This is a genomic window from uncultured Martelella sp., assembly GCF_963677965.2.
GTDB classification, from domain to species: Bacteria; Pseudomonadota; Alphaproteobacteria; order Rhizobiales; family Rhizobiaceae; genus Martelella; species Martelella mangrovi.
The window spans coordinates 629,979-655,156 of the sequence record NZ_CAXXFM010000001.1; the positions used below are offsets into that span (position 1 = coordinate 629,979).

Annotated in this window: 26 protein-coding genes; 11 read left to right on the forward strand and 15 right to left on the reverse strand. The window is 61.1% G+C overall.

Annotated features, from left to right (window positions below; genetic code table 11):
* From ACHZCU_RS03150 to ACHZCU_RS03170, 5 genes are all read left to right on the forward strand, one after another.
* The gene (locus ACHZCU_RS03150) at positions 1–939 is read left to right on the forward strand and encodes a glycosyltransferase family A protein (protein ID WP_319517613.1); all 939 of its coding nucleotides are present in this window, start codon (positions 1–3) and stop codon (positions 937–939) included.
* A 22-nt stretch (positions 940–961) separates the two neighbouring features.
* Positions 962–1,957 carry a glycosyltransferase gene (locus ACHZCU_RS03155; RefSeq protein WP_319517614.1) on the forward strand — a complete coding sequence of 332 codons (996 nt, stop codon included), beginning with the start codon at positions 962–964 and terminating at the stop codon, positions 1,955–1,957.
* Positions 1,958–1,976: 19 nt separating this feature from the next.
* A complete protein-coding gene (locus ACHZCU_RS03160) occupies positions 1,977–2,984 on the forward strand; it encodes a glycosyltransferase family 4 protein (RefSeq protein WP_319517615.1) in 1,008 nt (335 codons plus the stop codon).
* 175 nt (positions 2,985–3,159) lie between these two features.
* Complete coding sequence (locus ACHZCU_RS03165) at positions 3,160–3,828, forward strand: TrkA family potassium uptake protein (protein WP_319517616.1); 669 nt, start codon at positions 3,160–3,162, stop codon at positions 3,826–3,828.
* 3 nt (positions 3,829–3,831) lie between these two features.
* The gene (locus tag ACHZCU_RS03170) at positions 3,832–5,166 is read left to right on the forward strand and encodes a TrkH family potassium uptake protein (protein ID WP_319517617.1); all 1,335 of its coding nucleotides are present in this window, start codon (positions 3,832–3,834) and stop codon (positions 5,164–5,166) included.
* 30 nt (positions 5,167–5,196) lie between these two features.
* Here the strand turns inward: ACHZCU_RS03170 and ACHZCU_RS03175 are convergent, their stop codons facing one another.
* The 8 genes from ACHZCU_RS03175 to ACHZCU_RS03210 form a co-directional block, all read right to left on the reverse strand.
* Positions 5,197–5,937: a metallophosphoesterase family protein gene (locus ACHZCU_RS03175; protein ID WP_319517618.1), complete on the reverse strand. Its 741-nt coding sequence runs from the start codon at positions 5,935–5,937 to the stop codon at positions 5,197–5,199.
* Between the two features lie 5 nt (positions 5,938–5,942).
* Positions 5,943–6,299 (reverse strand): hydroxyisourate hydrolase, encoded by a 357-nt coding sequence (gene uraH, locus ACHZCU_RS03180; protein ID WP_106302298.1) that lies wholly within the window; start codon positions 6,297–6,299, stop codon positions 5,943–5,945.
* Positions 6,296–6,796, reverse strand: a complete 501-nt coding sequence (locus ACHZCU_RS03185; protein WP_106302301.1) for an ureidoglycolate lyase — start codon at positions 6,794–6,796, stop codon at positions 6,296–6,298. Before ACHZCU_RS03185 ends, uraH begins: the two co-directional genes overlap by 4 nt.
* A 1-nt stretch (position 6,797) precedes the next feature.
* Positions 6,798–7,829, reverse strand: a complete 1,032-nt coding sequence (gene alc, locus ACHZCU_RS03190; RefSeq protein ID WP_319517619.1) for an allantoicase — start codon at positions 7,827–7,829, stop codon at positions 6,798–6,800.
* A 3-nt stretch (positions 7,830–7,832) separates the two neighbouring features.
* Complete coding sequence (uraD, locus tag ACHZCU_RS03195; RefSeq protein ID WP_106302307.1) at positions 7,833–8,327, reverse strand: 2-oxo-4-hydroxy-4-carboxy-5-ureidoimidazoline decarboxylase; 495 nt, start codon at positions 8,325–8,327, stop codon at positions 7,833–7,835.
* Positions 8,324–9,259, reverse strand: coding sequence for an allantoinase PuuE (gene puuE, locus ACHZCU_RS03200; RefSeq protein WP_319517620.1), 936 nt, complete (start codon positions 9,257–9,259; stop codon positions 8,324–8,326). The genes uraD and puuE overlap by 4 nt, the downstream gene beginning before the upstream one ends.
* A gap of 91 nt (positions 9,260–9,350) precedes the next feature.
* The gene (locus tag ACHZCU_RS03205; protein WP_319517621.1) at positions 9,351–10,073 is read right to left on the reverse strand and encodes a DUF1045 domain-containing protein; all 723 of its coding nucleotides are present in this window, start codon (positions 10,071–10,073) and stop codon (positions 9,351–9,353) included.
* Positions 10,074–10,159: 86 nt separating this feature from the next.
* Positions 10,160–11,308 carry an FAD-binding oxidoreductase gene (locus ACHZCU_RS03210; protein ID WP_319517622.1) on the reverse strand — a complete coding sequence of 383 codons (1,149 nt, stop codon included), beginning with the start codon at positions 11,306–11,308 and terminating at the stop codon, positions 10,160–10,162.
* 43 nt (positions 11,309–11,351) lie between these two features.
* Here ACHZCU_RS03210 and mnmD point away from each other — a divergent pair, with 43 nt between their 5' ends.
* Together mnmD and ACHZCU_RS03220 are read left to right on the forward strand one after the other, a co-directional pair.
* On the forward strand, positions 11,352–12,089 hold the full coding sequence (gene mnmD, locus ACHZCU_RS03215; RefSeq protein WP_319519732.1) for a tRNA (5-methylaminomethyl-2-thiouridine)(34)-methyltransferase MnmD: 738 nt from the start codon (positions 11,352–11,354) through the stop codon (positions 12,087–12,089).
* Between the two features lie 238 nt (positions 12,090–12,327).
* On the forward strand, positions 12,328–13,728 hold the full coding sequence (locus ACHZCU_RS03220) for a DEAD/DEAH box helicase (RefSeq protein WP_319517623.1): 1,401 nt from the start codon (positions 12,328–12,330) through the stop codon (positions 13,726–13,728).
* 193 nt (positions 13,729–13,921) lie between these two features.
* Here the strand turns inward: ACHZCU_RS03220 and ACHZCU_RS03225 are convergent, their stop codons facing one another.
* Both ACHZCU_RS03225 and ACHZCU_RS03230 read right to left on the reverse strand, forming a co-directional pair.
* Positions 13,922–14,980, reverse strand: a complete 1,059-nt coding sequence (locus ACHZCU_RS03225; protein WP_319517624.1) for a sialidase family protein — start codon at positions 14,978–14,980, stop codon at positions 13,922–13,924.
* Positions 14,958–15,101, reverse strand: coding sequence for a hypothetical protein (locus tag ACHZCU_RS03230; RefSeq protein ID WP_319517625.1), 144 nt, complete (start codon positions 15,099–15,101; stop codon positions 14,958–14,960). The genes ACHZCU_RS03225 and ACHZCU_RS03230 overlap by 23 nt, the downstream gene beginning before the upstream one ends.
* 316 nt (positions 15,102–15,417) lie before the next feature.
* On the opposite strand from ACHZCU_RS03230, the gene ACHZCU_RS03235 reads away from it, so the two are divergent.
* From ACHZCU_RS03235 to ACHZCU_RS03245, 3 genes are read left to right on the forward strand one after another with little or no spacing between them, the layout of a single operon-like run.
* The gene (locus tag ACHZCU_RS03235) at positions 15,418–16,839 is read left to right on the forward strand and encodes a circularly permuted type 2 ATP-grasp protein (RefSeq protein WP_319517626.1); all 1,422 of its coding nucleotides are present in this window, start codon (positions 15,418–15,420) and stop codon (positions 16,837–16,839) included.
* 2 nt (positions 16,840–16,841) lie between these two features.
* Positions 16,842–17,780 carry an alpha-E domain-containing protein gene (locus tag ACHZCU_RS03240; protein WP_106303189.1) on the forward strand — a complete coding sequence of 313 codons (939 nt, stop codon included), beginning with the start codon at positions 16,842–16,844 and terminating at the stop codon, positions 17,778–17,780.
* A 30-nt stretch (positions 17,781–17,810) separates the two neighbouring features.
* Positions 17,811–18,629, forward strand: a complete 819-nt coding sequence (locus tag ACHZCU_RS03245; RefSeq protein ID WP_319517627.1) for a transglutaminase family protein — start codon at positions 17,811–17,813, stop codon at positions 18,627–18,629.
* Between the two features lie 146 nt (positions 18,630–18,775).
* Here the strand turns inward: ACHZCU_RS03245 and rpoN are convergent, their stop codons facing one another.
* The gene (rpoN, locus tag ACHZCU_RS03250) at positions 18,776–20,215 is read right to left on the reverse strand and encodes an RNA polymerase factor sigma-54 (protein WP_319517628.1); all 1,440 of its coding nucleotides are present in this window, start codon (positions 20,213–20,215) and stop codon (positions 18,776–18,778) included.
* A gap of 276 nt (positions 20,216–20,491) precedes the next feature.
* Between rpoN and ACHZCU_RS03255 the strand changes: the two genes are divergently transcribed.
* Positions 20,492–22,144, forward strand: coding sequence for a sigma-54-dependent Fis family transcriptional regulator (locus ACHZCU_RS03255; protein ID WP_106303762.1), 1,653 nt, complete (start codon positions 20,492–20,494; stop codon positions 22,142–22,144).
* A gap of 21 nt (positions 22,145–22,165) precedes the next feature.
* Here ACHZCU_RS03255 and ACHZCU_RS03260 read toward each other — a convergent pair whose 3' ends face one another.
* The 4 genes from ACHZCU_RS03260 to ACHZCU_RS03275 all read right to left on the reverse strand — a co-directional run bounded on the left by ACHZCU_RS03260 (position 22,166) and on the right by ACHZCU_RS03275 (position 25,100).
* Entirely contained in the window at positions 22,166–23,185 is a 1,020-nt protein-coding gene (locus ACHZCU_RS03260; protein ID WP_319517629.1) for an amidohydrolase family protein, read from the reverse strand.
* A gap of 9 nt (positions 23,186–23,194) precedes the next feature.
* Entirely contained in the window at positions 23,195–23,425 is a 231-nt protein-coding gene (locus tag ACHZCU_RS03265) for a tautomerase family protein (protein WP_319517630.1), read from the reverse strand.
* Positions 23,426–23,452: 27 nt separating this feature from the next.
* Positions 23,453–24,220, reverse strand: coding sequence for a glucose 1-dehydrogenase (locus ACHZCU_RS03270; protein ID WP_319517631.1), 768 nt, complete (start codon positions 24,218–24,220; stop codon positions 23,453–23,455).
* 61 nt (positions 24,221–24,281) lie between these two features.
* A complete protein-coding gene (locus ACHZCU_RS03275; protein WP_319519733.1) occupies positions 24,282–25,100 on the reverse strand; it encodes an SDR family oxidoreductase in 819 nt (272 codons plus the stop codon).
* Positions 25,101–25,178: the final 78 nt, after the last annotated feature.

Genomic DNA, 25,178 nt, shown 5'->3' on the forward strand with positions numbered 1-25,178 from the left:
ATGACCAGATTTTCGGTTGTCATTCCTTGCTACAACGCCGCCGAAACGATCGCGGCAACACTGAACGCGGTTCTCGACCAGACCTTTTTCGATTTCGAGGTTATCGTCATCGATGATGGTTCAACCGACGAAACCGTCGCCATCGCCAGCTGGTTTGCCCAGCGCAGCAGACGGATCCGGATCGTACAGCAGGCCAATGGTGGCCCGAGCATCGCCCGCAACCGGGCGGTCTTCCACCACGCCGAAGGCGAGCTGATCGCCTTCCTCGATGCCGATGATATCTGGCCCGCCAACCGCCTGAACGTTCTCGACAGGCGGTTCGCCGAAACGAGTGCCCCGGACGTTGCCTATGGTCGCGTTGCGTTTTTCGCCAACAGCGTTGCGGATGTCGAGACCTATTCCACGGTTTCGAACACCCCGCTGACGGTCGCCAACCTGATTGCCGAAAACGAAACCTGCACGATGTCGAACATTGTCGTCACACGCGAAGCCTTCATCGCTTCCGGCGGCTTCAACGCGAATATCGTGCACGGCGAAGATGTCGAGTGGCTGGTGCGGCTTGCCGCCGGCGGTGCGCGGATCGAAGGGATCGACACGGTGCTGACCTTTTACCGCACGAGCCGGAGCGGCCTGTCATCCGACCTGGCGGCCATGCGCTTTTCCTGGGAAACCGCGCTTTTGACCGCCCGCCGGCTGAACGTTGCCCTCTCGCAGAGCGAGATCAATGCGGCCGAAGCCACGCATCTGCGCTATCTCGCCCGCCGCGCGCTGCGGCTGGAAAGCAGACGCGGCACCGCGCTCAAGCTTGCACTCAAGGCGCTCTGCCTCAGCCCGCGCGCCTTTTTCAAACAGCCCAGCCGGGGTGTCCTGACCCTCGGCGCGGCCACTGTCGAAGCCCTGAGCCCGAGCGCTTTCAAGCGTCTTTCGGCAAACCACTGATCATCACCCGGAGAACGTCGCCATGAAAAACCTGTTTCCCGCCGCCAGCATCGTTGTTCCGGCCTACAATGCCGCGACAACCATTCGCGAAACCCTCGATTCCCTGCTCGACCAGACCTTCGCCGATTTCGAGATCATCGTTGTCGACGACGGCTCCAGCGACAGCACGGTTGCCATTGTCAAAGGGTATGCCGATCCGCGCATTCGTCTGATCTCGCAGGCCAACCGGGGTCTCGCGGGCGCCCACAACACCGGCATCGCCGCCGCAAAGGGTGCCTATGTCGGCTTTTGCGATGCCGACGACCTGTGGCTGCCCGAAAAGCTTGAGCTTCACATCCGCCACCTTGAGGACAACCCGGATGTCGGCATCAGCTTTGCAGGGTCCAGCATGATCGATCGCGATGGCAAGTCCGTCGGCATCAACCAGTCGCCGAAGCTGAAGAACATCACCGCGGCCGACGTCTTCTGCCGCAACCCGATCGGCAACGGCTCTGCCGCCGTTATCCGCGCCGCCGCCCTGGAAGGCTTCGGCTATCGTCCGGCCGGAGAAACCGAGCGCGACTGGTGGTTTGACGAAAACTTCCGCCAGTCTGACGACATCGAAGGCTGGCTGCGTTTCATCGTCACCCAGGACTGGAAGATCGAAGGAATTCCGGGTCACCTGACGCTTTACCGCATCCATATCGGCGGCCTTTCGGCCAATGTCGAAAAGCAGTTTCAGACCTGGCTTGCCATGCGCGACAAGATCGCCCGGCTCGCCCCCGCCCTGGTCGAGCGCCATGGCGACCGCGCCGCCGCCTATCAGCTGCGGTATCTGGCACGACGCTGTGTTTCCCTGCGACAGGGCCGCGCCGCACTCGGCTACGCGCTGCGTTCGCTGAAAGCATCACGTCGCCCGCTCATTGAAGAGCCGGTGAAGACCACCGTCACGCTCGCCGCCGCTGCCGTGATCGCACTCGCCGGCGACGGCCTCTATGCCCATGTTGAAAACCGCCTTCTCGGCACCAGCAACGCCTGACCTTTGGGAGACCCGATCCATGACCATCTACCACCTCGTCGATGATGCCGGTTTCGGCGGTGTCAACCGCATGCTCGATCACCTCACCCGCGCCCTCGGACAGGGCGCCGGAGAACACAAGCTCGTGCGTGTCAAGCGCGGTCAGCTTTCGCCGCCGCGCCTTGCCGACGCCAGCCATATCGTCTCGCATCTTTCGGTCTGCTGGAAAAACATGCCGCTGATGACGGCGCTGCGGGCCCGTTATGCCGAAACGCCGCTGATCCATGTCGAGCACAGCTATTCGGAGCGTTTCGTCACCGCGCGTGTCGAAAACCGTGACCGGTTCGAAACCCTGCTGTCGGCAGCCTATGCGCTATTCGACAAGGTCGTCGCCGTCAGCGCCCAGCAGGGGCAGTGGCTCGGTCGGAAATTTGTTTCGGGCGACCGCCTCGCCGTCATCGAACCCTGTGTTGCGCTCGACGATTTTTTCGCCCTGCCTGACAGGTTGCCGGCCGGCAAGACGGTCATCGGTGCAATCGGCCGTTTCGACAGCCAGAAGGGCTTCGACATTCTCATCGAAGGCCTGCGCCGTTCGAACCGGAAGGATATCGAACTGCATGTTTACGGCAGCGGCGCGGACGAAAAGTACCTGAAAAAACTGTCCGGCAAGGATCCGCGCATCGTTTTCAAGGGCTATGCGGAAAGCCCGGCGGCCGCCATGGCCTCGTGCGATGTGATCGCCATGCCTTCACGCTTCGAGCCTTACGGGCTGGTGGCACTCGAGGCGATGGCAGCCGGCCGGCCGGTGATTGCCTCGGGCGCCGACGGCCTTGCCGGGCATATCGCAAACGGTGCAGCCGGCGTTGGCGACAATACGCCGGATGGCTGGGCCCGTTTTCTGGATGAATTTGAAGTCAATACCTTTCGACGGGGCGCCGTATCCCGAAGAAAGCAGGCGAAGGAGGCAGAGCAAACATTTGCAGACCGCTGGCTGCAATTGCTCGGCGACCTGACGGAACACCCCCTCCGGTTCCAGATGGCCGCATAGAATCGTCCACGCCTGTCATGGGAACCCGCCGGTTTTGACCGGCGGGTTCTTCAGTATATAGACCTGCCTGAAACGCTTGCACGCAATCGGCAAAGACCGTCGGTCCGCAAGACTTGCATTCCTGGTCGAGATGACGCTTTCTGCCGTCACTTGCCACAGCGGAAAGGTCAAAACCATGAAAACCCGCAGCTTCGCCGTGATCGGCCTTGGAACGTTCGGCAGCACCGTTGCCAGTGAGCTTGCCCGTTTCGGCAATCCGGTCCTGGGCATCGACATTGACGGACAATACGTGACAAGGCTGGCGGAAACGCTGACGGAAGCGGTGATTGCCGACGGCAAGGACGAACTCGCGCTCAAGGAAGCAGGCGTCGCAGACTACGACGTCGCCATTGTCGCGATCGGGGAAGACCTGGAAGCGAATGTCCTGTGCACCATGAACGTCAAGATGCTCGGCGTCGAGACGATCTGGGTCAAGGCCCTCAACCGGACGCACCACCGCATCCTGACCAAGCTCGGCGCGGACCGCGTGATCCTGCCTGAACAGGAAATCGGACAGCACATTGCGCAGATGCTGCACAATCCGCTTGTGCGCGACTATGTCAGCCTCGGAAACGGTTATCATGTGGTCGACTTCAAAGTGCCTGCCGAGCTCGACGGCAAGATGGTCGGCAAGGCCGCCATTTTCGAGAAATATAACGTCAGGGCATTGGGGGCGATGCGGGACAATCAGTATCTGTCCTGTGACGATGGCGACCTGAGACTGATGGAGGACGACAAGCTTCTCCTGCTCGGCAAACGCGCGGACCTGCGCCATTTCGGAGACGATCTGCGGGACGGAAACTGAGGCATGATACGCATCTACGCGAAACGCCAGACGCCGCATCTGGCCCCGCCGCTCGTCCTGATCCTCATCTATGCCGGCTGCATCATCCTTGGCACGGCTGCGCTGAAACTGCCCCTTGCGACCACCGGCCCGATCACCTGGTCCGATGCCGCCTTCACCGCGACGTCGGCGGTCACCGTCACAGGTCTCGTCGTCGTGGATACCGGCAGCATGTACACCGTTTTCGGTCAGGTTGTCGTCATGCTCCTGATCCAGCTCGGCGGCCTTGGCCTCATGACATTTGCCGTCCTGATCCTGTCGATGCTTGGCCTGCCGGTCGGCTTTACCCACCGTCTTTACCTGAAGGAAGACCTCAACCAGACTTCGGCGACGGACCTGCTGGCGCTGACCCGCATGATCCTCAAGGTCGTTCTTTTATGCGAACTGGTCGGCGCGGGACTGCTGGCGCTGGTTTTCGTGCCCGAAGCGGGCTGGCGCGAGGGTCTCTGGCAGGCCCTGTTTCACGCGGTTTCCGCCTTCAACAATGCAGGTTTCGCCCTGTTTCCGGACAGTTTGAGCCGCTGGGTCGGCAATCCGATCATCAACCTGACCATTCCCGCCCTGTTCATCATGGGCGGGCTTGGCTTCACGGTCGCCTCCGACATCTGGCGGGTCCGCAGCTGGCGCCGGTTCTCGCTGCACACCAAGCTGATGCTGACCGGCACGGTGGCATTGCTTGTGTGGTCGGCACTGGCATTTGCCCTGATGGAGTGGACGAACCCCGGAACCCTCGGGGCGCTTCCATGGTTCGACCGGCTCTGGGCAAGCTGGTTTCAGGCCGCCACAACACGCACCGCCGGGTTCAACACCGTCGAGATCGGCAACCTGTCCGATCCCACCGCGCTGATGTTCATGACCCTGATGTTCATCGGCGCCGGCAGCACCTCAACCGGGGGCGGCATCAAGGTCACGACCTTCATCGTCCTGTTGCTGGCAACGGTCGCGTTTTTCAAACGGCGGGCCAATATTCAGGTCTTCGGGCGTGAACTCGGACTGGATCAGGTCATGAAAGTTCTGGCACTGGCCACAACCAGCATCCTGCTCATCATGACCGCGATCTTCGTGCTCCTGCTGTTTCACGAAGGCGATTTTCTCGCGATTGCGTTCGAAACGGTCTCTGCCTTCGCCACAGTCGGCATGTCTCAGGGCGTCACAGGCGATCTCGACAATGCGGGCCGGGCCATCATCATGGTGGTCATGTTCATCGGCCGCGTCGGCCCGATAACACTGGGCTTCCTGCTCGCCACCCGGAAACCAAGCCGGATCGGTTATCCCGCAGGCACGGTCTATCTGGGTTAGGTCTCCGCGAACAACGGCAATAGCAGCGCTCTAATCCACCCGCCCCGTCGCAATCACCTTCACCCAATCCTCATAGCCGGCGTCACGCGCCAGCGAGACCATGCGGGTCGTGTCGTAGCGGACCTGATGAAAGGTCGGTTGCCAGCCGGCGTCGGTTTTTTCGATGATCGCATAGCAGGCGAACGGATTTGCCGCTTCCAGCTTGTGGTCGACAGGCACGTTATAGGCGAAGCCGGGGCAGCCGACGGAACCGGGATTGACGAGGATACGGCCCTCCGACAGCAGCACCGAACGCGCGGTGTGGGAATGGCCGCACAGGATCAGCGGATAGGAAATCCCCTCGGCCAGCGCTTCGATCTCCGCCTGGGATTTCAGCGCAAAATGGCCGGACGGCAGCAGTTCCTCGGTCCACATGACATCGTCTCTTTGCGGTGTCGCGTGGCACATATAAACCTCGCCCTCGACCACCAGCGCACTCGGCATGTCGCGGAGCCATTGCAGATGGGCTTCCGAAAGCTCCGGAAAAGCCGGTTTCTCCCAGTCCCCCATCTCGCTTTCCGGGCCTTCGACCAGCGCCCGGTCGTGATTGCCACGCACCGTCGGCAGCGAAAGCGGCAAAAGCCGCTCAGCCGTTTCACCGGCGGCAAGCGGCGAGGACAGGCTGTCGCCAAGATTGACCACCGCATCCGGCCTGTGGCGCTCGAGATCGGCGAGCACGGCCTCCAATGCATCGATATTGCCATGGATATCGGCGAGTGCGGCAATCTTCATGGGGATCAGCTTCCGCGATAGGTCGAATAGGCGTGGGCGGAGACCAGCAGCGGCACATGGTAATGCGCCGTCACATCGGCAATCCCAAAACGCAGCGGTATATCCTCCAGAAACGCCGGTTCGGTGACCGCAGCGCCGGTGCGCCTGAGATAATCACCGGCGTGGAAGACCAGTTCATATTGCCCCACCTCGATATCATCCGATGCAATCATCGGACCGCCGTCGATACGCCCGTCATCATTGGTGTGGACCGATTTGATGAAGGTCCGCTCCGCGCCGTTCAGGCGGTAAAGATCGATCTTCATGCCGGAGGCGGGCTGGCCGAGGGCGGTGTCGAGAACATGCGTGGTCAGGCCGGTCAAAACTCAGTCTCCTCGATGGTGAACAGGGCGGGGTAGATGTATTCCTCCAGATTGTTGCCGGGACCGTCCCGGTCGACAACCAGAAAATCACTCGTCTCGCCAAGCGCCATCAGCGGATGATGCCAGACATTGGCGCGGTAATTGACCCCCTGCCCGTTCTCGGCCAGGAAAACCCGCGGTTTGGCCGGTGTGCCGCCGTGATCCTCGGCGACGATGACGAGGAACGGCCGGGGCGAAAGCGGCGAAAAGCTCTGGCTGCCCAGCGGATGCCGCTCCATCATGTCCACCTGATAGGGAAACCGGCGCGGGCTTCCGCGAAAGATGTTGATGATCACCCCGGCATCGGTACCAAGCGCCTCGCACCGCGCCAGCGCATGGAAGCGCGTGGTCGTGCCGCCGTTGATCGACTTTGCCGTTGCCGGATCGGGCGCGATCACCGTGCCGAAGGGCGCGAAGGCTTCCGGGGTCAGTTTCTCAACGGGCAGCCTGATGCTCATCTCAACCTTTCACTCCGTAAAGACGCAGGCGGCTGATCCCGCCATCGGGGAACATCGCCAGTCGCACATGGGTCACCGGGCCGATATTCTTCACCGCAGCGCCGGAGAACTCGTGAATATGATCGGCCTGCATCTTGGTCTGGTCCAGGATCGGCTCCCAGTTTTCCGAGGCCGTGATCTCTTCCGGCGTGAAAACGTCATTCTGATCCGGCAGATTGGCACCGAGCAGCATGCAGGTATCGGGGAAATTGCCCTTGAAATGCGCGGTATCGACGACGATGCGGCGAATGATGCCCGGATGGCCGAGTTTGAGGATCATCCAGTCATGGCCTGGGCCGCGCCGGCGCGCGGTTTCCCATCCGTCGCCCATATTGACACCGCGGCCGGGCGCCAGCGTGCGGTCGGGATGGCCGTAATGGGCATCGGACCAGTGCAGGGCGTGGGTGCCGCCGAAGATATAGGCAAGATCGACTTCCTCGCCATCGCCGACCTTGTCCCAGTTGAAATAGGCCGATCCATAGGCCCTGAGGCGGGCAATGCCGCCATCGGGATAGATGTGGACCCTCAGATGGGTGAACACCTTTTGCCGCCGGTCCTGATCCATCTCGAAATAATGATGGCTGTCGGGACCGAGATCGGAACGGCTGAGGACCTCCTGCCAGTCGGCATTTCCGTCCGGCTCGCCGGATTCCATATAGCAGCCCTCAATGGAACACTGCGGCGGATAATTGCCGGTAAAATGCGAGGTATCGACATCAAAACCGCGAATGCGACCCGGCATGGCGAGACGAATAATCGCCCAGTCATGGCCGGGCACGCGTTTTCTGCGGCTTTCCCAGCCGTCCATCCACTTGCCGTGCTCGTCATATTCGCCGGGCAGGAAGACAGGGGAATCGTCTTTCAGCATGCGCGCCAGCGGCGCAAAAAACTGGTCGGTGGCATAAAGCGCACGCGCGCCCAGACGGGCCGAGGCGAGGTTGATCGCTCCCACTGCAAAATCAGGCAGGGCCACACTCATTTCTTGTTCGGACATCAATTACTCCGCGAGAAGGGACTGCAGGCGGAACCCGGCGATTTTCTCGACCTGAAGACAGGCTGTAGCCAGTTCCTCCTCGGCGGAATTGTCGATTCGGCTTTTGAAGGCGGCGAGAATATCGTCCTTATTGAGTCCGCTGACTGCAATAATGAAAGGAAATTGGAATTTCTCTATATAGGCGGAATTGAGTTCCGTAAACTCTGTGTGCTCTTCCGGCGTGAGGCGATCGAGCCCGGCGCCGGCCTGTTCGCGGCGGCTTTCTTCCGTCAGATCCCCGGAGACGGCAAGTTTTCCGGCAAGGTCGGGATGCTTGCGCAAAACGCCAAGCCGCTCCGCATCGCTTGCCGCGCGAAACACCGTACACAGCGCATCATGCACGCCGGATGCCGTCAAAGGCTCGCTGACAAGCCCCTGATCATAGGCGCGTTCGGCAATGAACGGCGAATATTCGAACACGCCGCCGAACCGGCTGACAAATTCCGCGCGTGAAATCATGCTCCCTCTCCCACCCGCAGATGATGCTCATACCAGTGGCGGGCGATCTCGACACGCCTTGGAAGCCAGACCTTGTCGTGTGTCTGGACGTAATCGAGGAAACGCCTGAGCGCTGCCGCACGGCCCGGCTTGCCGACAAGCCGGCAATGCAGGCCCACCGACATCATCTTCGGCGCGCCCTCGCGGCCTTCCTCGTAAAGCGTGTCGAAGGCATCCTTGAGATAGGTGAAGAACTGATCGCCCGAATTGAAGCCCTGCGGGGTGGCAAACCGCATGTCGTTATTGTCGAGCGTATAGGGAATAAGCAGGAAGGGTTTGCCCTCGGGCGTTTTCACCCAATAGGGCAGATCATCGGCATAGGTATCGGCGGAATAGAGGAAGCCACCCTCCTCCATCACCAGATCGAGCGTATTGACCGAAGGCTTGCCCTGATAAAGACCATAGGGGCGCTCGCCGGTCACTTCGGTGTGCAGCCGCACCGCCTCGCGAATATGGGCGCGCTCGGTCTCGATGTCGAAATCCTTGTATTCCAGCCAGCGCAGACCGTGGCTGGCAATTTCCCAGCCCGCTTCCTTCATCGCCGCGACCGCTTCCGGATTGCGCGCCATGGCCTGGGTGACGCCATAGACGGTGACGGGAATTTTAAAGCCGGTAAAAATGCGCCAAAGCCGCCAGAAGCCTGCCCGCGATCCGTATTCGTAAAGCGATTCCATGTTCATGTTGCGCTGGCCGGGCCAGGCATCGGCGCCAACGATCTCGGAAAGCAGGGATTCCGATGCGGGGTCGCCATCAAGGATGCAGCTCTCGCCACCCTCTTCATAGTTGATCACGAATTGCACCGCGATGCGGGCATCGCCAGGCCATTTCGGATCCGGCGTGTTGCGCCCATAGCCAATCAGTTCGCGCGGATATGCGCCAGTCTCAGCAGTCATTACACCCTCATTTTCATTTTTCGGCCGACGGTACTCCACCAGCCCGAATGCCGAAAGAGGAAAGGTGCAAAGGTCACAGAAATCAGGACGATCAGGCAATCTTACGGGCAGGCAGCGCGCCCATGGGGTGAAGTGAGTGGACACAGAACGGCGCGCCGGGCTCTTCCTCAACGAAGAGCGCGATGTTTTCAAATTCCACCGGTTCCTGCAGGATCGGCCCGAAAAATTCCGAAACCGCACGCTCCATCCGCGCCATCTCGCGCGCATCAAGCGGGCCGGTCAGCGGTATGTGAAACGAAAACGCGGACATGACATCCGGCTCGCCCCAGCGGTGCAGATTGGTAAATTGTACCGGCGACAGCAGGCCGGTATCGCGCCGCTCCAGTTCCGCCTCGCTCAAGGGCGCGCGGAAGGGGTCGAGTTCGCAGACCACGGCGGCTGCCAGTTCATCGAGTTCGGGCACGGCGACAGCCGGCGCAAAGGCCAGGATGCCGCCCCGCTGCACGACCTTCAGACGTGGCAACCAGAATGGCTGCCAGCCTGTGGCAAAGCGCATCAGCGCATTGAGCAGCATCGCCTCGCTCATGCCGTCAGCGAGATAAAACGGCGATTTCAGCATGCCCTGAAACCCGTAGCGGCGCGGCAGGGCCGTATGAAAGGAGGTTTCCGCCAGTGACAGTCCGCCAATCATCGGCGGCTCGATCGACGCGCCCGAAAACGCATTGCGGCCGACCCAGCTGGCCCCGACAATGCCGAGCGCTTCATGCGGCGCGGGCGTAAAACTGATGGCATATCGTTGCTGGTCTGATGACATTGCGGCACGCATAAGGGCGGATGAACATGCCTTGCAATACGCGACCGTGATGACACTGATACGACGAAACCACTGCCTTTACTGAATTATTTTGTCTTTCTATTGGCTCTCTGCAAGTAGATTCCGGGGTTATAAATGGCCGGCAATTCCTGCAGCGCCGGCGTGTTATCGCTGACAAGCGCAATGGCATGTGCGGCCAGCCGGCCGGCGATAGCGAAACTCGTTTTGAACCCGCCGCCAAGCGCGACCACATCCGGCACGCCTTCAATCGCGCCGATCATCGGCTCGCGATGGACGCCGCGTGGACGAAGCCCGGCCCAGCGCTCGATCACCGGCGCATCCCTCAGGGCCGGAATGGCTGCACGGGCGGCGGCAATCAGCGTTTCCAGCCTGTCATCGGTGGCAAAGGCATCATCGAATTCATCCTCGGATGTGGAGCCGACGGCGACCCTGCCGCCCTCATGGGCAATCACGTAAAGGCCGTTGTCGAACATGATGGGGAGCGCCGGATCGCAATCGGCCTGCAGCAACGCCGCCTGCCCCTTGACCGGGCGGCCGAGCGGCTGCCCTTCCGGCGCCCACAGGGGCTGCAACAACGAGAAGGCCTCGACGCCGGCTGAAACGATGACCTTTCCGAAACCGACACCCTGTCCATCGGCAAGCCTGAGGCGACGGGCTGACACATCAATACCGGCAACGCTTGCCTGCATGATCCGCACATGGCGGGCAGCGCGGAGAAAGGCTGTCAGCGCGGCAACCACGCCACGCGGAAACACATGTGCGGCAAGGGTCTCGTGAACATAGGCGATCGCGTTTTCGTCTTTTCCGCGCCAGCCCGGCAAAGGCGGCGTTTCGACCACGGTCCAGTCAAAGCTGCGCTCGCCGATCCGCCAGTTCTGCGCCGCCGCGTCTTCGCGCAGACGGGCGGTCTTGACCTGCCGATCATTGTAAAGCGGCATGATCCGGCCTGCACGGCGATAGCCCGTGGCAATACCGGTTTCGGCTTCCAGCATTCCGATCTGCTGTTCCAGCGCCACGAGCGCCTCGAACTGAAACTGTTTCTTTTCGTCCCACTGGTCCGGCATATAGGCCATCAGCGCGCCGAGAAGCCCGTTGCTGGTGCCGCCGCCGGGGACCGCGCGGTCGATCAGAAGCGTATCGATCCCCGCCTTTTCGGCGTGATAGGCCGCCCACAGCCCCATGATCCCGCCGCCGATGATCACAAGATCGGCCATCCCGGTTTGACGGGAGGTGTTATTCGCATTATCGCCATTCATCATGGGCGATGCGGACCACAAACACGAAGCTGATGCAAGCGAAACCGGCGCGAATGCGCTTGTCTGGCACGAAAACGACATGCCGTTTTCGCCGGCCTTTCAGGATCATTTCTATTCAAAGGCAGACGGACGCGCCGAATGCGGCCATGTGTTCATCGCCGCCAACTGCCTGCCCGAGCGCTGGCATGCGGGCGGTTCCTTTTCAATCGGCGAGCTTGGCTTCGGGACGGGGCTCAATTTCTGCGAGACCTGGCGCCAGTGGAAAACGCTGCGCAGGCCGGACGCGCATCTGAGCTTTACCTCCTTCGAGCGTTTTCCGATGAAAGCGGACGAGATTGCCCGCGCGCTGTCACGCTGGCCGGAGATTGCCGATGAACGCGACGCGCTTGTTTCTTGCTGGCCCGATGCACCGCACAGCGCGATCACGATCGATATCGACCGGCAGACACGATTGATCGTTCGCTGTGATGATGCACTGACGGCGCTCCGTTCAACGCATGAGCAGTTCGACGCATGGTTTCTCGATGGCTTTGCCCCTTCGCGCAATCCGGAAATGTGGTCGACAGAACTGATGCAGGCCGTGTTCGACCATACCCGTCCGGGCGGCACGTTCGGCACCTATACGGCGGCGGGCTTTGTGCGCCGGAACCTTCAAGCCGCAGGCTTTTCCGTCGGCCGCCGGCCGGGTTTTGCGGGAAAGCGGGAGATGCTTTGCGGATACAGGCCGCAAACGCCCTGATTTAGGGCAAAACCAACTTGCGGCTTGACTTTTGCAAGCCCGAGCCTCATGTAGCGCTCAGGCTTTCCACCTGTTCGCATGCCGCGTGAGCATGCCCGCCACTGAAGAACCCGAGCGGTTCCGGCAAGGTCAGGTCAAGCGCTTGATGAAAGACCGGGCTCCCACCCGGCGCGCGGAAGGCATTTTCCACCCATAAGTTCCCACTTCACGCGGGGTTCTTGAAACCGAAAACACCGGCTTGGACCATGACGGTCAAGCTCAGGTGACATTTTGGTATGCCTTGAAAGGCGCACTTGATTTGACAGATTTTTCCGCACTCGGCCTCTCCGCCCAGATCGTTTCCCGCATTGGCGCGGAAGGCTATGAAACGCCGACCCCGATCCAGGAAAAGGCGATCCCGCTGGTGCTTGAAGGCCGTGACGTGATGGGCCTTGCCCAGACCGGCACCGGCAAGACGGCGGCCTTTGGCCTTCCGATCATCGACATGCTGCTGCAAAACGGCAAAAAGCCCGATCCGAAGACCGTGAAGACCCTGATCCTGGCCCCGACCCGCGAACTGGTGAACCAGATTGCCGAGAACCTGCGCATCTTCGCGCGCAAGACGCCGCTGAAGGTCAACATCGTTGTCGGTGGTGCATCCATCAATCGCCAGCAGCATCAGCTTTCCAGCGGCACCGACATTCTGGTTGCCACTCCCGGCCGCCTGCTCGACCTTCTGGATCGCCGCGCGCTCAGGCTCGACGCGGTCCGCTTTCTGGTGCTTGACGAGGCCGACCAGATGCTGGACCTCGGCTTCATCCATGACCTGAAGAAGATCGCGGCCCTGGTGCCCGACCAGCGCCAGACCATGCTGTTTTCGGCGACCATGCCGAAATCGATCGCCGATCTTTCCAGAAGCTTCCTCTCCAACCCGGAACGGGTCGAGGTTTCGCCGCCCGGCAAGACGGCCGACAAGATTGATCAGGCTGTCCACTTCGTCGCCGGCAAGGCCGAAAAGGTCGAACTCCTGCGTCAGGAGCTGACCAGCCATCCGGAAGGCCGCGCGATCGTTTTCCTGCGCACCAAGCATGGCGCGGAAAAGCTGATGAAGCATCTCGACAGCCGCGGTTTTGCCACCGCCTCGATCCACGGCAACAAGAGCCAGGGCCAGCGCGAGCGCGCGTTGAAGGCATTCAAGGACGGCTCGATCAACGTGCTGGTGGCAACGGATGTCGCCGCGCGCGGCATCGACGTTCCCGGCGTCACCCATGTCTACAATTACGACCTGCCGGAAGTGGCGGATGCCTATGTCCACCGTATCGGCCGCACCGCGCGTGCCGGCAATGACGGCAAGGCCATTGCCTTCTGCACGCCGGAAGAATCGGGCCTCCTGCGCGATATCCAGCGGTTGACCGGCATCGACATTGCCGTTGCCTCCGGTGAACCTCATGCACACGCCGACCGCCCTGCCCGCGGGCGCGGTGGCCGTGGCCGCGGCAATCCGTCCGGCAAGCCCGCCCGTCGTGCACGGCCCTCCGGCAACAATGGCGGCCAGCGCCATGCCGGTGACGCCCGCGATGGCGCCCACCGTAACGGCCCGGCAAAATCACGCCCGCGCCGCCAGCGCAACCGCCAGAACGACCGTCGCCAGAGCGCCTGATTTTCAGGACAAGACAGAATATGCAAGCCCCGCCGAAATGCCGGCGGGGCTTTTTTGTTGACGGCGCCCGTAAGCGCCTGTGGCGTTTTGTTCCCGCCTTCCGTCACCCCGGACTTGTTCCGGGGTCCAGGGCAACACGGCGCACACCTTTGAAGCAGCGCGCGGCAATGCCCCGCCAAACAGCTCTGGATACCTACTCGCCGTTGCGGGAAATGGCGGAAAGCGGAACGCAGGTGATGTCGACGTCTTCCTTGTTGGTGGCATAGCTGACGCAGAGCCGGTCGTTCCACACAAGGCTCTTGGTGTAGTGATAGCCCGGGCGTTTGGCCCGCCCCTCGCCGCGCTGTTCCTGCATGTCGCCGGTTGAGCGCAGCAGAAAGGCCGCGTCAAAATGTGCGCCGTCTTTCGACGTAACGACGGCAAGCGGGAAACGGCCCTTATGCCCTGTCGGGCTGCCCGCCATATAGGCCGTTCCGTCCGGCAGGTTGCCGGCAGCCTGCTTGGTGCGGGCGTCGGGCATTTCCGTTTCCACCGGTTTGGTCCAGGTTCCGCCGCCATCCGTGCTTTCGGCAGCAAGCTTCACAAACGATCCGCCCTGATCGCGAAACACCATCACCGCGGCACCGTCGGCGCGTTCATACCAGCTCGGCTCCAGCTCGCGGGTAATGTCGCCCTCATGCGGCAGGTTTTCCATTTCGCCGACATGCCAGCCGGAAATGCCCAGCGGGTCGTCCGTATAGATCGGCTTGCCGGTGAGGCCCGGCTGCATATGGGCGGCATTGATGATGCGGCCGGACGAATGGGCGTGCGGGTCCTGTTCGAAAATACCCATGAGCGGCGAACCGTCGGCCATCAGCACCGGCCGCGCCTTGCTCCAGGTCTCGCCATCCTTGCTGGTCCTGTATTCAACGTGACCGCCGCGCGGGCTGACCGTGTCCGGCCAGGTGTTCAAAAACGCTACCAGCGTTTCGCCATCCGTCAGCCAGCCGCCATTGCTGTGATATCCCCCGTTCCACGGAGCGGTCAGCGCCACAGGCTTGCTCCAGCTCTCGCCGTCCTCGCTGACGGCATAGACCACCACGGTCTCGGTCGCGTCCTCATCCTTCTTCGAACTCTGCCACTGGGCGTAGAGCTTGCCCTTGAATGCGGTGAGCACAATGCCGTTGACGAATTGCCAGTCGTCGGCGCCCGGCGCAAAAACCGTGACGGTTTCAACGCCCGGCGGCGTCTCAAGACCGAGCGTGTCCCTCATTGGCCGTGTCGATCAGACCGGGTTCGACCGTGAAGGGTGCATCCGCCGCAATGGCGGAAGCCGAAGCGGACGTCAGAAAGAGCGCCGCAATGGCCGTGACGATACGGGTTCGTGATTTCATTTTTTCCTCCCATGACAAAATGGAAGGCGAGAATAACATTCCGCAGGATTGATTCAATCACTTATCATACAAGATATCCCATCACCATTACGATCACTTTAGAGTGCCAGCAACAGCCCGCCCGAACTTGCAGCCTTCAGGCGCTTTGCATACCCGAAAATGCTTTTGCCCATTTATTCAGCGCCTCATGATGGGAACTGCCCGATTTTCAGCGCGTTAATTTAATAATGCCACGCGAATAGCAACATCTGCAGGAAGGCACGGTCCTTGCATTGCTGATGATGTTGTATTGATATGCGAGAATAACAATCGGGGGATGAACGCTTTGCCATTCGATGAAATGATGACCGCGGACAACCAGCCGCGCGAGCCTTACAAAGACTATCATGACTGGTACAGCCAGCAGAATCCGGCATCCCTGATCGCGAAATCACGCGACGCCGAGAATATCTTCCGCAAGACCGGCATCACCTTCGCCGTCTACGGCCATGCCGACAGTTCGGAAAAACTTATCCCCTTCGACATCGTCCCGCGCATCATCGCCGGCAAGGAATGGCGCAAGCTTGCAGCCGGGATCGAGCAGCGCGTGATCGCGCTCAATGCCTTTCTCCGCGACATCTACCACAAGCAGGAAATCATCAAGGCCGGGAGGGTTCCCCGCCGCCTGATCGAGGAAAACGACGCCTTCCTACCGCAGATGATCGGCTTCGAGCCGCCCGGCGGCGTCTATACCCATATCGTCGGCACCGATATCGTGCGCACCGGCGAAGACCAGTTCTATGTGCTGGAAGACAATGCCCGCACGCCTTCGGGTGTCAGCTACATGCTGGAAAACCGGGAAACCATGATGCAGATGTTTCCCGAACTGTTTTACAAGAACCGCGTGCGCCGGGTGGAAGACTATCCGCAGCTTCTGCGCCAGAGCCTTGCAACGCTGGCGCCGCCCGGTTTTTCCGGCACAAGGCCCCGCGTCGGCGTGCTGACGCCGGGCATCTACAATTCCGCCTATTACGAACATTCTTTCCTGGCCGACATGATGGGCGTGGAACTGGTCGAAGGCCAGGACCTGCGGGTGATCGACGGCAAGGTGAAGATGCGTACCACGCGCGGTTATGAGGCGATCGACGTGATCTACCGCCGAGTTGACGATGATTTCCTCGACCCGCTGACCTTCCGTCCGGATTCCGCCCTTGGCGTTCCCGGCATCATGGATGTCTACCGCGCCGGCCATGTCACCATCGCCAATGCGCCCGGCACCGGCATTGCCGACGACAAGGCGATCTATTCCTACATGCCGGAGATCGTCCAGTTCTACACCGGCCAGAAGCCGCTTCTGGAAAACGTGCCGACATGGCGCTGTTCGGAGCCGGAGAGCCTAGCCTATGTGCTCGACAATATTGCCGATCTGGTGGTCAAGGAAGTGCACGGCTCGGGTGGCTACGGCATGCTGGTCGGCCCGGCGGCCAGCAAGAAGGAGCTGGAGGATTTCACCGCCAAGCTCCGCGCCCGTCCGGCCAATTATATCGCCCAGCCCACGCTTTCGCTCTCCACCGTGCCGATCCTCGTCAAGAAGGGCATCGCGCCCCGCCATGTCGACCTTCGGCCCTATGTTCTGGTCTCCGACCGCGTGCGGATCATGCCCGGCGGGCTGACCCGCGTGGCGCTGAAGGAAGGCTCGCTGGTGGTCAATTCCAGTCAGGGCGGCGGAACCAAGGACACCTGGGTGCTGGAGGACTGATGATGCTTGGAAAAACCGCAAACGGCCTCTACTGGATGTTCCGCTATATCGAGCGCGCCGAAAACATCGCCCGCCTCATCGATGCCGGCCAGCGCGTGGCGCTGACGCGCTCCAGCGGCGCCGACGACTGGGACGGCGTGCTGCAAAGCGCGGGCGTGCAGGAAGCCTATTTCGAGGTGCACGACAAGCTGACGGCCGACAACGCCATCGACTTTCTGCTGCGCGATCGCCGCAACCCGTCCAGCGTGATGTCCTGTCTGGAATCCGGGCGCAACAATGCCCGGCTGGTGCGCACCGCGCTGACGCGCGAAACCTGGGAAGCGACCAATGAATGCTGGATCGAGGCGCGCGGCATGCTCGCCGCCAAGCTGAAACCTTCCGACCTGCCCAAGGTCATCGACGTCATCAAGCACCGCACGGCGCTGATCCGCGGCACGTTCCACGGCTCGATGCTCCGCAACGAAATCTACAATTTCGCCCATATCGGCACTTTCATCGAGCGGGCGGACAATACCAGCCGCATTCTCGACGTGAAATATTACGTCCTGCTGCCCTCGGTGCACCATGTCGGCACCTCGCTCGACAATCTGCAGTGGGAATCGATCCTGCGCTCGGTGTCCGCCCACCGCGCCTATGGCTGGGTGCATAATGGCGAATACCGGCCGAGCCAGATTGCCGAATTCCTGATCCTCGACGTGCAGCTTCCGCGCTCGCTCGCCTATTCCTATGAGAAGATCGTGCTCAACCTCGATTATCTGGCGGCCGATTACGGTGAACGGCTGGAGGCGCATGAAACCGCCCATGCCATCCGCAACATTCTGCGCAGCCAGAAAATCAAGACGATCATGGATAACGGCCTGCATCAGTTCCTCGAGGACTTCGTCAGCCGCAACAACAAGCTCAGCCAGCAAATCAGCGAGGGGTATCGCTTCTACGCATGATGCGGAAAAGCGTGAAGAGGGACAAACGCGATGCTTTTGAACATCAACCATGTGACTGAATACAGTTACGAGACGCCTGTTCAGTTCTCGCTGCAGCGGCTCAGGCTGACGCCGGTCGACAGTGCCGGTCAGAAAATCCGCGACTGGACCGTCTCCATCGAAGGCGCCAAGAGCGAAGTCTCCTATATCGACCAGTACGAAAACCATGTCCGTCTCGTCTCCGTCGAAGGCGAGCACCCGTCCGTGCGGCTGATCGCCGCCGGTACGGTGGAAACCCGCGATACCGACGGCATTTTCGGCCCGGCCTCCCCGGACATTCCGCTCTGGCTGTTCCTGCGCCAGACGCCGTTGACCGCGGCCGACAAGGCCATCGAGACGCTGGTCGGCACGCTGGAGGGCGATTCCGATCTTGCGAAACTCCACAACCTGATGGAGCGGCTACACAAGACCATGACCTTCAAACCCGGCGTCACCAGCGTGGCGACAACGGCCGGCGAAGCGCTGGAAGCAAAATCCGGCGTCTGTCAGGATTACGCCCACATCGTCATTGCCGCAGCGCGCAAGATGAAGGTGCCCGCCCGCTACGTCTCCGGCTATCTCTACATGCCCGACACGGAAAACCAGACGGCAAGCCATGCCTGGGCGGAATGTTATCTGGAAGGTCTCGGCTGGGTCGGCTTCGACGCCGCCAACAAGGTCTGCCCGGACGAGCGCTACGTCCGCGTCGCCTGCGGCCTCGACTACACCGACGCCGCCCCCGTCTCCGGCATGACCATCGGCGGCGGCAAGGAAAGCCTCGCGGTAAAGCTCAAGGTGGCCGGCCAGAGCCAGTCGCAGAGCCAGAGTTGATTGGCGATCGTCCGCGCCCAGGATACGCCCCCCCCGAGGATGACGTCGGTAAAAGGATAGGTCTGTCAGCAAACCGATGGGCGATGCGCTCACCGCACGTTCCGATGAAGCAAGCCCCTTATGTCGGCCAAAGCCGGAACCAGCGCTCAGGCCGCCTCGACGGCCCCTTGCCTCACCTTGTCCTGCTTGTCCGTGCGGGTCGCCTGGGTTGCCGAAAGCCTGCGGCGGCGATGCAGGGAGGACGGGATATTCATGCCTTCCCGGTATTTCGCAACCGTGCGGCGGGCAATGTCGATGCCTTTTGTCTTCAACGCTTTCACAAGTGCGTCGTCGGAAAGCACGGTATCGGCGCTTTCCTCGCCGATCATCTGCCGGATTATCTGACGCACGGTTTCGGGCGCGTGCCCGTCGCCTTCCCCGGTCGAGGGGATCGCGTTGGAGAAGAAATATTTCAGTTCGAACATGCCGCGATCGGTCATCACGAACTTGTTGGCAATCGCCCGGCAAACGGTGGACTGGTGAATGCCGACGGCATCGGCGACATCCTTCAGATTGAGCGGCTTGAGATATTCGACGCCGTGAAGAAGGAAATCCTTCTGCCGGGCGGCGACTTCGGTGACCACTTTCAAAATGGTCTTGGCCCTCAGATCGACATTCTTCACCAGCCAGTTCGCATCCCGCATGCAATCGGTCACAAAGCGCGTATCCTCCGTCTTGCGGCATCCCGCCCGGACTTCGCTGTAATATTGACGGTCCACCAGAACCCGCGGCAAAAGCGCCGTGTTCAGTTCGGTGACCGTGGTGCCATCCTGCAGGATTCGCACGCTGACATCCGGCAAGGCGGGCAGCACAGGATCGGCATCGAAACGGCTGCCCGGTCGCGGATCGAGCTGGCGCAGCGTCTCCGCCATTGCCAGGATCTCGTCCCTGTCGACACCGCAAACCGTCACCAGCCGGGCATAATCGAACGCCGCCAGAGCAGGCAGGTTTTCAAGGAGATGCGCCATGGGTTCGGAAAGCATGTCCCTTTCGGCAAGCTGGGCGGCAAGGCATTCGGCAAGATCGCGGGCGCCAACACCGGCAGGGTCCATCTTCCGGATTTCTTGCAAAACAACCTCTGTCCGCTCGACCGGGGTTCCGAGCGCATCGGCGATCAGATCCAGACGGCGGCGGAGATAGCCGTCATCGTCAAGCGAGCCGATGATCTCGACGGCGATCATCCGGTCAGCCGGATCGGAAAACGCCGGGCCCATCTGGCCAAGCAGATGGTCCTGAAGCGTCTGTCGCGCCGGAACATAGGCCCCGACATCCGGCTTTTCACCGCTCGGCGCAGCCGTTCCGCCGGAAACACGGCCCCGCAAGCCGTCTCTTGTTGCGCCAGCCCGCGAAGCGCCTTCGCGCCCGGTCGTCGGCGAGGCGGTTCTCCGGTCGGAGACCGACAGAAGCGGATTGCGTTCCGCCTGCTCGCGCAGATAGGACCACAACTCTTCATGGCTGCACTGCAAAAGCTTGATTGACTGGATGACTTCCGCCGTCATGGCGAGCGACTGCGCCTGCCGCGCAGAAATGTTCAGAGCGATATTCATATAACCTCCCTACAGCACGTTCTCCCGGACTCTCCCGTGTCCGGACGAATGGCTTTCCGGCAGTGCGAAACGCAGCTGCCGGAAATAACACTGCAAGGATCGTGCCAGCTTGAAAATTGACAGATCACAGCCCTGCGTAAGCCGAAAGAGACCTCCATACCGGGCATTTTCGGCTGAATTGTCATTGACAGCCTGTCCTCCAATTGATCACAATCAAGCAGGAGGTGTTCGCGGCGAGAACAGAAACCGCAGCATCACATGGGAGGAAATACTGAAATGAACGACAGCAAAAAGGCTGGCGGCATCTGCGGATTCGTCGTGACCAATGGTGACGGACGCATTGTGACAAGCGCCGGCAGAGGCAATGATCCGCGCGTCAAAACGCTCGTGACCGATGAGGTCTGGGTGCGGGAAGCGGCACAGCGGCGCATGATGCCGCTGCGGTTCAACGATGCCGGACTTGTTGCGCTGACCGTCGACCTCGACGATGGAAAGATTTTCCTGTTCTCGGATGTGCCGACCGATACGGTCTTGAGTTTCTTGATCAGCGTCGATTTTGCCTATGACATTCTGCATCACGTGCTGACCGACCCCTATGACGCCATGGCGATCGTCGGCAAGGATGAAAACCTTGCCTTCATCTCTCCGGTCCACGAAAAATTCTTTGGCTTCAAGGATGGCGAAGCGGCGGGCCAGCCGGTCAGTGCCGTCATCGAAAACTCGCGCCTGCCGGAAGTGGTCCGCTCCGGGGTCGCCGAGGTCGGGCAGATCCACAAGATGAAGGGGCGCGAACGGGTGGTTTCCCGCCATCCCATTCTGCATGAAGGCGAGATCGTCGGCGCCATTGGCCGGATCATGTTCAAGGGGCCGCAACAGGTGGAAGCGCTGGCCAAGCGGATCAATATCCTGGAAAAGGAAATCGCCACCTACAAACAGGAATCCCAGCGTTCCGGCCGCGGCGAGGAATATCTCGACGCCATCATCGGCCAGAGCCTGGCGGTCCAGTCGGTGCGCCAGCAGATCCGCAAGATCGCCCCGCTCGACATTCCCGTCCTTATTCAGGGCGAAAGCGGCACCGGCAAGGAACTGGTCGCCCGCGCGCTGCACATGATGAGTTCGCGACAGGACGCGCGGCTGGTCACCGTCAATGCCGCGGCACTTCCCGAAACGCTGGTTGAAAGCGAGCTCTTTGGTTACGAGGCAGGTTCGTTCACAGGCGCGGACAAAAAGGGGCGGGCCGGCAAGTTCGAACTGGCCGACAAGGGCACGATGTTCCTCGACGAAATCGGCGACATGCAGCTCGATGTCCAGACCAAGCTTCTGCGCGTATTGCAGGACCGGATCGTCGAGCGGATCGGCGGCGACAAGCCGAAAATGGTGGACTTCCGCCTGTGCAGCGCCACCAATCACGATCTCGAGCAGCTTGTCGATCAGGGCAAGTTCCGCCTTGACCTTTATTACCGCATCAGCCCGGTTTCCATCACTCTGCCGCCGCTTCGAGAGCGCGTGGAAGATATTCCCATGCTGGTCGCCCACTTCGTCGAGAATTTCTCCCGGCAATATGGAAAGCCGGTGCCGGAAGTGGACATGGAAGTCCACGAATTCCTGATGGAGCAGCAATGGCCGGGCAATATCCGGCAGTTGCAGCATGAAATCGAAAAGGTTTTTGTTTTCTGCGAGAGCGGGCGTCTGAGCGTCGATGATTTCCGCAAGAACGCGGCATCGGGCGGCGAGCGGGTTCCGGTCCAGACGGCCGGCGGTTTCGAAGCGATCCGGACCGGCGGCAACCTGAAGGAAAGCCTCGAAAACCTCGAAAACCAGCTGATCAACGATGCCCTTATCCGCTACAAGGGCAACAAGAAGAAGGTTGCCGAACAGCTCGGCATTTCACGCTCCTATCTTTACAAGAAGCTTGAGGAACTCTCCTGACGGGCAAATCCGTGGCCTGCCTCAGCCATCCAGCGGAGGCGGGTCCATCCGATAGACGCGGGCCGCCGTGTTATAGAACAGGTCGGCCTTCTCATCCGCGCTTGCCGATGAAACGATATGTTTCAGCGCGTTCCACAGCGGGACATAGCCGCATGAGCGACTGTCCGGCGGATAGTTGCTTTCCATCATGCAGCGATCCGGCCCGAAGGCTTCTATGGCCGTTTCAACGAAGGGCCGCCATGTGTCCGCAAGCGTGCGATAGCCCGTTTCACCCTCCTGTTCATCCAGCCCGAAGCCCCAGATCGGCATGCCGAGACCGCCAATCTTGCAGCTGACATTCGGCCGCTTTGCCACCTCGATGAGTGCGCTTCGCCAAGCCGCGAAAAGTTCGGCACGCTCGGCATCGTTCATTTCCAGCCCCATCGCCACCGTCATGTGGTTGACGATCACCGGCATGTCGGGAAAATCATCCGCAAGCGCGCCGATATCCGGCAATTGCAGGTGAAAACCCGTGGCATCATAGGTCAGGCCGCGCCTGGCAAGCTGGCGCACGCCATCGCGAAATTTCGGATGGCTGAACACGCCTTCCGGCGGGCGGCCGGTGAAGAAATATTTAAACGGCAGGTCGCTCGGATGCTCCATGGTGATCTGCCGCACACCGCGAAAGCGCTCGGGGGCTGCGGCCTGCGCGCGATCCAGCAGCCAGCCGACATCGTCGCCCATCCTGAGATCCGCATAACCGACAATCGCCGCGCAAAGCCGCTGCTTGCCATAGGCTCCGCTGGCGCACATGGCGCCAATGCCATTGGCAAACTCGATCTCGCCAAGCGGCCGCAAGGCTTCCGGCCCGTCAACGCGATGGAAAGCCGAAGCCTCCACATAAACGGACGCGACAATGCGATGGCCCGCATTCACGTCGGCCAGATATTCCTCGAGCATATAGCGCATTGCCGGCTTGTCGAAGAGATGGTGATGGGCATCGATGATCGGCAGATCCGGTTCCAGGATCGGCTCGTCACGGCCCTCGAGACGCTTGTTCATGTCTCCTCCTCAAAAGGGTTGGTAACCCGGCTTCTTGATAAGGCTCTGCGGGTGCCCCATGATTTCGGTCTTGTAGATCTTCTCGGTCCATTCTGCCGGATCGATATCGTCCACCGACACAGAGACGGATTTTTCCGATGCGCCGAGCGTGTTGATCACGGCCAGTGTCAGCGCCTCGGACAGGCGTTTCTTCTCCACATCGGACCGCCCGGCGAGCATTTTTACGGAAATATGAGGCATCGGTTCCCCTCCCTTGCGACCGGCCTTTCAGCCGGCCATGTAGCCGCCGTCGACGACGAAGGTCTGCCCGGTGGCATAGGAGCCGCGTTCGGACAGAAGCCAGCAGGCCATTTCCGCCAGTTCTTTCGCTTCGGCCAGACGCCCGAACGGAATGCGCGACAAAACCTTATCGGACCGGCGCGCCATGGTGTCCTTCAGCATGTCGGTATTGACGTAGCCGGGGCAGAGCGCATTGAAACGAATGTCCGGCGCATATTCCAGAGCGGCGGTCTTGGTCATGCCCACGACGGCGTGCTTGCTTGCCGTATATCCCGAGGTGGTCAGAAACCCGGTCACACCCGCAAGCGAGGCGGTGTTGACGATCGCGCCGACGCCGCCCTGCGCCTGAAACTGCCGGATTTCGGCGCGCATGCACAGCCAGGTTCCCTTGAGGTTGACGCCGATGATGCGGTCAAACGCCTCCTCATCCCAGTCCGCGGTGGGTTTGCCGCCCTGGCCAACCTGGCCGCCGGTGATGCCGGCATTGTTGAAGGCACCGTCGAGCCGGCCATAGGTTTCAACGGCTTTGGCGATCATCGCGTCGATATCGGCGCTACGGGTAAGGTCGGCAACCGCGCCGGTCGCTTCGCCGCCTTCGGCCTTCACGATCTCCACGGTTTCGTCAACGCCCTCGGCACGGACATCGGCGGCAACCACCTTCGCGCCTTCTTTTGCAAACAGCAGGGCAGATGCCCGCCCGATACCGCCGGCAGCGCCCGTGACCAGAACGACTTTTCCGTCCAGCATTCCACTCATGTCTTCTCCTCCATCAAAGCCCCCGGTTTCTCCTCTTGGCCGAAGGCTCCATCTGTTTGTTTTACGTGTGTTTGCGCATCGCGTAGTCGCGCATGGTTTCGCGCATTCCCATCGGCTGCGGATAAAGCGCCTGCGAAAATCCACCATCAACCACAAGCACCTGCCCCGTGATGAACGAGGCGGCGGGGGACGCCAGAAAGACAGCCGCATCGGCCTGTTCACCCGGCTCGGAAAGCCGCCCGAGCGGTATCTGCTGCTTGCGGGTTTCAATGGCCTCGGCGCTGAGGTCGCGGGTCATCGCCGGTGTCATGATCGTGCCGGGAATGACGACATTGACGCGGATATTGTCCGGTGCCCATTCCAGCGCCATCTGCCGCGCCAGCGTGATCAGTGCGCCCTTGCTCGGCCCGTAGGAACCGGAACGGGCGTAACCGTTGACGCCGGCCAGAGACCCGGCAAAGACGATTGCCGGCGACGGGCTTTTGCGCAGATGTGGCAGGCAGGCGCGGGCAAGCTTCAGCGCCGATGTCACATTGACATGAAAGGCCTTTTCCCAATCGTCGTAGTCCGCGTCCTCGAGAAAAACAGACGCGACCTTCACGGCGACATTGATCAGCACATCGAGCCGCCCATAGGCGTCGAGCACGGCCCTGACCCCGGCCTCGATATCATCGACGCTGGAAACATCGAGCCGGCCGGCCTTTGCCTCGCCGCCTGACGCACGAATATCGGCGGCAACGCGCTCGGCACTTTCGGCGTTCATGTCGGCGACGATGACACGTCCGCCATTGGCCGCGAAAACGCGCGCGCAGGCCTCGCCCATGCCGCTGCCCGCGCCCACGACCAGCGCCGCAAACCCTTCAATGGTCGACCGTCGCATCCAGTCCAAGGGACGTTCACTGCCGGAAGGCTGCATTCTTTTGGCCTCTCTTCATTGCCGCTTGCTTTCGGAATAGAA

Bases quoted from the DNA above. Each gene is read 5' to 3' on its own strand.
- ACHZCU_RS03240 (WP_106303189.1), top strand. From the start codon at position 16,842: ATGCTTGGAAAAACCGCAAACGGCCTCTACTGGATGTTCCGCTATATC.
- puuE (WP_319517620.1), bottom strand. From the start codon at position 9,259: ATGACTGCTGAGACTGGCGCATATCCGCGCGAACTGATTGGCTATGGG.
- ACHZCU_RS03255 (WP_106303762.1), top strand. From the start codon at position 20,492: ATGAACGACAGCAAAAAGGCTGGCGGCATCTGCGGATTCGTCGTGACC.
- ACHZCU_RS03245 (WP_319517627.1), top strand. From the start codon at position 17,811: ATGCTTTTGAACATCAACCATGTGACTGAATACAGTTACGAGACGCCT.
- ACHZCU_RS03235 (WP_319517626.1), top strand. From the start codon at position 15,418: ATGAACGCTTTGCCATTCGATGAAATGATGACCGCGGACAACCAGCCG.
- ACHZCU_RS03210 (WP_319517622.1), bottom strand. From the start codon at position 11,308: ATGGCCGATCTTGTGATCATCGGCGGCGGGATCATGGGGCTGTGGGCG.
- ACHZCU_RS03270 (WP_319517631.1), bottom strand. From the start codon at position 24,220: ATGAGTGGAATGCTGGACGGAAAAGTCGTTCTGGTCACGGGCGCTGCC.
- ACHZCU_RS03265 (WP_319517630.1), bottom strand. From the start codon at position 23,425: ATGCCTCATATTTCCGTAAAAATGCTCGCCGGGCGGTCCGATGTGGAG.
- mnmD (WP_319519732.1), top strand. From the start codon at position 11,352: ATGGGCGATGCGGACCACAAACACGAAGCTGATGCAAGCGAAACCGGC.
- ACHZCU_RS03275 (WP_319519733.1), bottom strand. From the start codon at position 25,100: ATGCGACGGTCGACCATTGAAGGGTTTGCGGCGCTGGTCGTGGGCGCG.
- ACHZCU_RS03260 (WP_319517629.1), bottom strand. From the start codon at position 23,185: ATGAACAAGCGTCTCGAGGGCCGTGACGAGCCGATCCTGGAACCGGAT.
- ACHZCU_RS03155 (WP_319517614.1), top strand. From the start codon at position 962: ATGAAAAACCTGTTTCCCGCCGCCAGCATCGTTGTTCCGGCCTACAAT.
- ACHZCU_RS03175 (WP_319517618.1), bottom strand. From the start codon at position 5,937: ATGAAGATTGCCGCACTCGCCGATATCCATGGCAATATCGATGCATTG.
- ACHZCU_RS03150 (WP_319517613.1), top strand. From the start codon at position 1: ATGACCAGATTTTCGGTTGTCATTCCTTGCTACAACGCCGCCGAAACG.
- alc (WP_319517619.1), bottom strand. From the start codon at position 7,829: ATGTCCGAACAAGAAATGAGTGTGGCCCTGCCTGATTTTGCAGTGGGA.
- ACHZCU_RS03160 (WP_319517615.1), top strand. From the start codon at position 1,977: ATGACCATCTACCACCTCGTCGATGATGCCGGTTTCGGCGGTGTCAAC.
- ACHZCU_RS03170 (WP_319517617.1), top strand. From the start codon at position 3,832: ATGATACGCATCTACGCGAAACGCCAGACGCCGCATCTGGCCCCGCCG.
- ACHZCU_RS03205 (WP_319517621.1), bottom strand. From the start codon at position 10,073: ATGTCATCAGACCAGCAACGATATGCCATCAGTTTTACGCCCGCGCCG.
- rpoN (WP_319517628.1), bottom strand. From the start codon at position 20,215: ATGAATATCGCTCTGAACATTTCTGCGCGGCAGGCGCAGTCGCTCGCC.
- ACHZCU_RS03225 (WP_319517624.1), bottom strand. From the start codon at position 14,980: ATGAGGGACACGCTCGGTCTTGAGACGCCGCCGGGCGTTGAAACCGTC.
- ACHZCU_RS03230 (WP_319517625.1), bottom strand. From the start codon at position 15,101: ATGAAATCACGAACCCGTATCGTCACGGCCATTGCGGCGCTCTTTCTG.
- ACHZCU_RS03185 (WP_106302301.1), bottom strand. From the start codon at position 6,796: ATGAGCATCAGGCTGCCCGTTGAGAAACTGACCCCGGAAGCCTTCGCG.
- uraD (WP_106302307.1), bottom strand. From the start codon at position 8,327: ATGATTTCACGCGCGGAATTTGTCAGCCGGTTCGGCGGCGTGTTCGAA.
- ACHZCU_RS03165 (WP_319517616.1), top strand. From the start codon at position 3,160: ATGAAAACCCGCAGCTTCGCCGTGATCGGCCTTGGAACGTTCGGCAGC.